Origin of the sequence: Sinomonas flava, assembly GCF_039531875.1 — a bacterium.
GTDB classification, from domain to species: Bacteria; Actinomycetota; Actinomycetes; order Actinomycetales; family Micrococcaceae; genus Sinomonas; species Sinomonas flava.
Genome location: NZ_BAAAQW010000005.1, coordinates 289303 through 295511 on the forward strand (window position 1 = coordinate 289303; position 6209 = coordinate 295511).

The 6209-nt window shown below is 73.5% G+C and carries 5 protein-coding genes; 2 read left to right on the top strand and 3 right to left on the bottom strand.

Translation table 11 applies throughout. The features are described from left to right. Nucleotides 1-155: 155 nt before the first annotated feature. Entirely contained in the window at nucleotides 156-602 is a 447-nt protein-coding gene (locus tag ABD298_RS09820; protein ID WP_344299510.1) for a DoxX family protein, read from the top strand. 157 nt (nucleotides 603-759) lie between these two features. On the opposite strand, the gene ABD298_RS09825 is transcribed toward ABD298_RS09820, so the two are convergent. The 3 genes from ABD298_RS09825 to ABD298_RS09835 form a co-directional block, all read right to left on the bottom strand. After that, nucleotides 760-2088, bottom strand: a complete 1329-nt coding sequence (locus ABD298_RS09825) for a hypothetical protein (protein WP_344299511.1) — start codon at nucleotides 2086-2088, stop codon at nucleotides 760-762. Nucleotides 2089-2164: 76 nt separating this feature from the next. Then, nucleotides 2165-3115: a hypothetical protein gene (locus ABD298_RS09830; protein ID WP_344299512.1), complete on the bottom strand. Its 951-nt coding sequence runs from the start codon at nucleotides 3113-3115 to the stop codon at nucleotides 2165-2167. A gap of 97 nt (nucleotides 3116-3212) precedes the next feature. Beyond that, nucleotides 3213-4286, bottom strand: coding sequence for a Gfo/Idh/MocA family protein (locus ABD298_RS09835; protein ID WP_344299513.1), 1074 nt, complete (start codon nucleotides 4284-4286; stop codon nucleotides 3213-3215). An 88-nt stretch (nucleotides 4287-4374) separates the two neighbouring features. Here ABD298_RS09835 and ABD298_RS09840 point away from each other — a divergent pair. Next, nucleotides 4375-6209: heavy metal translocating P-type ATPase (locus ABD298_RS09840; RefSeq protein ID WP_344299514.1), on the top strand; the 1835-nt coding region annotated here is incomplete at its 3' end.

Below are 6209 nucleotides of genomic sequence, written 5' to 3' on the forward strand. Positions count from 1 at the left end.
TGATGTCCGGCACAGTGTTGCGGGGGAAGTCGGCGCCGCTTTGACACCATGCATCGGTGGCAGCACAATGGTTGAAAGTTCAATTGAAGATTGAACCGCGTGTCGCCTGCTGGGCGGCCACCGATCCCGATGACCACCGACAGCAAGGAGCCTCCATGGCCACGACTTCCAGCCCCGCCCTCGCCGACGCCGCCCGCGCAGTCCTGCGGATCGCCCTCGGTGCGGTCTTCTTCGCCCACGGCTGGCAGAAGTTCTTCGAGTACACCATCCCGGGTGCTCAGGGTGCCTTCGCCCAGATGGGTGTCCCCGCCGCGCAGGTCGCCGCGCCGATCGCCGCCGGGCTCGAGCTCGTCGGCGGCGCGCTGCTCATCGTCGGCCTGCTGACCCGCGTGGCCGCGACGCTCCTGGCCGTCGAGATGCTCGGCGCACTGTTCCTCGTCCACGTCTCGGCCGGCATGTTCGTCGAGAAGGGCGGCATGGAGCTCGTGCTGCTCCTCGCCGCCGGCGCCGCCGCGGTGGCCCTCGTTGGACCGGGCCGCATCTCGCTCGGCGCCGCCATCTTCGGCCGCAGCTCGGGTCGGCTCGCGGCCATCGCCGCCTGAGCCCAGGCTGTTCCAAGGCACGACGGCGCCACGCGCCTCACGCGAAGTTTCTCGCCCGAGGTGCGGGGCGCCGTCGTGCGCGCTGTCTGGATCGCCGACGGCTTGAGGACCTGTCCTCGTCGCCCGGGCCGGCAAGCCCGGGCAAACGAGGACGCTGTCAGGCCCGGACCCGGCGGCGAACAGTGCCGCCGAGGACCATCCCAAGGGTCAGGCCGATGGCGAGCGCCGCCGCGGCGAGGAGTGCAGCGAGCGTGAGCGAGATCCCGCCCACGGTGTCCTCGGCCAGGGAAGCCAGGCACATGGCGGCCGGTGCCGCCACGGGTGCTGCAGCCGCCGAAGGTGCGGCCGAGGCTGCAGCCGCGCCCGCTGCCTGCGTGGATGCAGCCGGTCCGGCAGCCCCCGCCGAAGAGGTGCCCGCCGCGTAGGCTTCGCTGGCGCCGGTCAGCATGGGTGCCGAGGCAGCAACGGAACCGGCTGTGACGCCGGTCGAGGCACGAGCGGTGATGTCCGCGCCGCCGGCAGGCGTCACGCCTCCGGGAACGCCCTCAGCTGCGGCGCCGGCATCCGGGACGGTCCCCGGCGTTGTTCCCGTGGTGCAGGAGCAGGGCGTGGTGCCCGAACCTGAGCCGTCGCCTGCGGGCGTGCCGGTTCCCGGTTCAGCGGCCGGTGCCGCGCTGCCGCCGCAGGTGCCCGCGGGCAGGGCGGCGGCCTCACCGTTCGTCGTCAGGGACAGTGGAGCCGAGAGGCAGACGGCCGGGACGGTGGTGAGGGTGGTGTCGCCCAGGACCGCGCCCGTGCCCGTCCCGGTGCCGCTGCCAACGGCGCTGCCGGCGGCGCCGGTGGGGAGGCCGTCGGTGGTGAGTTGGGTGGGGGCGGTGGCCGCCACGGCCGGGACGGTGGTGAGGGTGGTGTCGCCCAGGACCGCGCCCGTGCCCGCTCCGGTGCCGCTGCCGCCGCTGCCGGTGAGGAGGCCGTCGGTGGTGAGCTGGGTGGGGGCGGTGGCCGCCACGGCCGGGACGGTGGTGAGGGTGGTGTCGCCCAGGACCGCGCCCGTGCCCGCTCCGGTGCCGGTGCCGGCGGTGCCGGTGAGGAGGCCGTCGGTGGTGAGCTGGGTGGGGGCGGTGGCCGCCACGGCCGGGACCGTGGTGAGGGTCGTGTCGCCCAGGACCGCGCCCGTGCCCGTCCCGGTGCCGGTGCCGGCGGTGCCGGTGAGGAGCCCGTTGGTGGTGAGTTGGGTGGGGGCGGTGGCCGCCACGGCCGGGACCGTGGTGAGGGTCGTGTCGCCCAGGACCGCGCCCGTGCCCGCTCCGGTGCCGCTGCCGGTGAGGAGGCCGTCGGTGGTGAGCTGGGTGGGGGCGGTGGCCGCCACGGCCGGGACCGTGGTGAGGGTCGTGTTGTCTGCCGCGGTTGCCGCGGCTTGGCCGAGGCCGAACAGGCCTCCGGCCATGAGGGTGCCAAGGAGCACCCTTCGAGCGAGGGTATTCACAGTATTCTCCTGACTAGGACGGAATGGCGCGGAGCGCCGGGGGATGAGGGTCTGCGTGAGGGCAGACGCGTCCCCTCTAGTCGGGAGTTGAGCCTGGATCGAACGCGGGTGCCGCCGGCAACGGCGGGCCGGCGAGGCGCAGCCTTGCTCCCATGAGCCACAGGAGCCCGAGGGAGAACGACGCGGTCGCCAGCGCCGCCGCTCCGATCGGTCCTCCGCCCAGGCCGGACGACGAGCCCCCCAGCGAGCCCGGGGCCGGAGCCGGCGGAAGGACCGAGATCAGCGGCTGCCCGTCCGAGGGCAGCACCGGAACGATGCCCGAGAGCGCGTCTGCAGCATGGTGTGCAGCGAACTCCGTGAACGCGTAGCCGGACGCGAGCGACCACGGCGTGGGGGCACTGGCCGCTCCAGCGCTCAGAGGCGGGGCGGAGTCCAGGACCGCGGCCTGTGCGGGTGCGGCCGGCGCCTCAGCTTCGGCGCCGCCCGGTGGAACAAACTCTGGCACGGGTGCTGACAGGGCCGGTTCGACCGCCACGACATTCTCGGTCACTGGCGCCACGAGATCAGGGAGCGGGAGCGCGGCGTCGTCCACTGCTCCGCCCGCGGCGTCTCCCACTACGGAGACCACCCCGCCTACCGCGGCCGTGGTGCCGCCGACCACGGGATCCAGGACGGGGGCAACCGGAGCGAGGGGACCGTGCGTCACCGGCGCGAGCGCGTCGGGGACACCCCCGGCGACGGCACCGAGAAGGGCGGTCGTGCCGCTGATAGCTTCGCCCGGGGTCCCGCCTGCAGGGCTCACCGCGGGTAGGGCGTTCACGATGGTTGCAGCCTCGGGCATGGCAGGGGAAGCCACGCTGGAGACGACGGACGACGGCGATGCAACAGTGCCGCCCAGAAGGTCGCCGGATGCCGCGGAGGCGGGGGAGCCTGACACCACGAGCCAGGCGAGGCCAAGGCCGGCAGCTGCTGCGGCGTGGCGGGCGAGCGCGACGGCGCGGACTCGCCACGGTGCGGCAGTGCGCATCGGCCCTCCTCCCCACGAGGTCGCTACGGCAGCAATGCTAAGCGGGTCCTGCGCCGGAGGTCCAGAGCCGGAGGAGAAGAAGCTGCGGGCAGGCCGCTCAGCGGCGGGCGTCGTTGGGGTAGCTGATCCCCAGCTGCGCGCGCACCCCGTCGAAGAGGCGCATGGTGTCGAGGGTGTGCTGCCACGGCATGGTGGGGCTCTCGGTGACTCCCTGCTGGATGCAGCGGGTGACCTCGCGCAGCTCGTACACGTACCCCCGCGCCACGATCTCGAGCCTCTCCACCCGCGCCGGGTCCCATCCACGGCGGACCACGAGCTCGGTCGGGTTGTTGATGCTCCCGACGGTCGTCAGCACTCCCTCGCTGCCGGCCACGGTGGCCGTCCGGGGTCCGTGCGCGAGGAGGGAGGATGTCAGGGCCGCGAGCTGGCCGCCGCTGTAGGCGAGGGTCAGGATGTTCTGGGAGTCCACGCCGTCGTCCGTGAGCGTCCCCACCGCGGTGAGCGAGTCGGGGAAGCCGAGCGTCCCGATGGCCCACAGCAGCGGGTACACCGTGAGGTCGAGGAGCGCGCCGCCGCCCGCGGCGACGTCCCAGAGCCGACTGGCAGGGTCCTTGGGGGCGGGGAACCCGAGATCGGCCGAGACCCACTGCACCTCGCCCAGCTCCCCGGACTCGGCGATCTCGAAGGCCCGCTGCATGCCCGGAACGAACCGACTCCACACCGCCTCCATGAGGAACAGCCCCCGAGCCGCCGCGAGGTCGACCAGCTCCTGGGCCTCGTGGGCGGTGACCGTGAAGGCCTTCTCGACCAGGACATGCTTGCCCGCCTCGAGGGCGGCCTTGGCCACCTCGTGGTGCTGCCCATGCGGCGTCGCCACGTACACGACGTCCACATCCGGGTCCTCCACGAGGCGGCGGTAGCCGGGGACCCCGTCTTCGTCCCCATAGGCGTGGGCGAAGCCGAGCTCCCGGGCGAACTGCACGGCGCGGTCCGCGCTACGCGAGCTCACGGCGTGCAGGCTCGCGTCCGGCAGCAGCGTGAGGTCCCGCGTGACCGTCCGGGCTATCCCGCCGGTGGAGACCACGCCCCACCGCAGCGTCTCGCCGGTGGCGGCGAGCGGATCCGACGGGGTCTGCAGGGACAGCCACGGGTGCTGGATGTGACGCGTCATACGGGCCATCCTTCCACGTCCCGTGCAGCTGACGAGGACAGCCTCGCCTTGCTGGACGGCGCACCGAGGTCAGGGGCAGGATCGAAGCATGGGGATCGTGGGTGTGGCCCGTCAGAATCCGCTCGTCGTCGCGGCGATCGCCGTCCTCGCCCTGTCCCTGGGGCTGGCTGCCGCAGGCCAGGATGGGCCGGCGCGCATCATCGCGAGCCTGTTCGCCGGGGGAGTTGCCGCATGGACGGCTGTCGGCATGGTCCGCTCGCTCCTGAAGGGCAAGTGGGGACTGGACATCCTCGCCGTCACCGCGATCGTCGCGACGCTCCTGGTCGGGGAGTACGTCGCCGCCATCATCGTCGTCGTCATGCTCACCGGCGGCGAGGCGCTCGAGGACTTCGCGGCGGGCCGCGCCAAGCGCGAGCTGAAGGCGCTGCTGGACCGCGCCCCCCGCGTCGCGCACCGCCAGGTCGACGGCGCGATGGTCGAAGATGTGCTGCTTGAGGAGATCCGCCCCGGCGACCTCTTGGTCGTGAGGCCCTCGGAGGTCGTCCCCGTGGACGCCGTCCTCGTCTCGGCCGCCGCGAGCTTCGACGAGTCGTCCCTGACGGGCGAGAGCCTGCCCGTGGACCGCGAGGAGGGCGAGGATGTCCTCTCCGGCTCCGTCAACGGCACGGCCGCCGCCCTCGTAAGGGCGACGACGTCGGCGGCGGACAGCCAGTTCTCCCAGATCGTCGCCCTCGTGCGGGAGGCCTCCGAGAGCAAGGCCCCGGTGGTCCGGCTCGCCGACCGGTACGCCGTGCCGTTCACGCTCTTCTCGCTGGCCCTCGGCGTCCTCGGCTGGTGGCTCTCGGGGGACCCGCACCGCTTCGCCGAGGTCCTCGTCGTCGCCACGCCCTGCCCGCTGCTGATCGCCGCGCCGGTGGCCTTCATGGGCGGCATGAGCCGGGCCGCCAAGCACGGCGTGATTGTCAAGGGCGGGGCCGTCATCGAGGTCCTCTCCCGCGTCCGCACGGTCGCGTTCGACAAGACGGGCACCCTCACGCGCGGCCGCCCCGAGCTCGTCGACGTCCGGCCTGCCGGCACGTTCGACGCCGCCACCCTCCTGGCGCTCGCGGCCTCCGCCGAGCAGTACTCGACCCACGCGCTCGCCTCGTCGGTCGTCGACGCCGCCGTCGCCCGCGGCCTCGTGCTCGAACGGGGCGAGGGAGCCGAGGAGGCGGCGACGAATGGCGTCCTCGCCCACGTCGGTGGCCACCGCGTCCTGGTCGGCAAGCGTGCCTATGTCGGCTCGGAGGTCGGCGCCCGCCTCGACGAGCCGGACCTCGGCCCGGGCGAACTGGCCGTCTACGTCGCCGTCGACCGCGCCTTCGGCGGCGTCGTCGTGCTCCGGGACCTCCCGCGCCCCGAAGCGAAGGGGACCCTCGAGCGGCTTGCGGCGGCCGGCGTCGGGCACGCCCTCATGCTCACCGGCGACTCGCCCACCACTGCGCGCAGCATCGCGGGGGAGCTGGGCGTCACGGACGTCCGGCCCGAGCTGCTGCCGCTCGACAAGGTCGAGATCGTGCGCGCCGCCGAGCCGCGCCCCGTCCTCATGGTCGGCGACGGCGTCAACGACGCCCCGGTCCTGGCCGCCGCCGACGTCGGGATCGCCATGGGCGCGCGCGGCTCGACAGCCGCGAGCGAATCCGCGGACGCCGTGGTGCTGGTCGAGGACATCTCGCGCACGGCGAAGGCCGTCGAGATCTCCCAGCACACCGTCCGGGTCGCACTCCAGTCGATCTGGCTGGGCATCGCGCTCAGCGTCGGGCTCATGCTCGTCGCGCTCACCGGTGCCCTGCCCGCCGTCGCCGGAGCCCTGCTCCAGGAGCTCGTGGACCTCGCCACGATCCTCAACGCCCTGCGGGCCATCGGGAGGGTGCGACCACGCAC

Coding starts and splice junctions, on each gene's coding strand:
- ABD298_RS09820 (WP_344299510.1), top strand. CDS start 156: ATGGCCACGACTTCCAGCCCCGCCCTCGCCGACGCCGCCCGCGCAGTC.
- ABD298_RS09830 (WP_344299512.1), bottom strand. CDS start 3,115: ATGCGCACTGCCGCACCGTGGCGAGTCCGCGCCGTCGCGCTCGCCCGC.
- ABD298_RS09835 (WP_344299513.1), bottom strand. CDS start 4,286: ATGACGCGTCACATCCAGCACCCGTGGCTGTCCCTGCAGACCCCGTCG.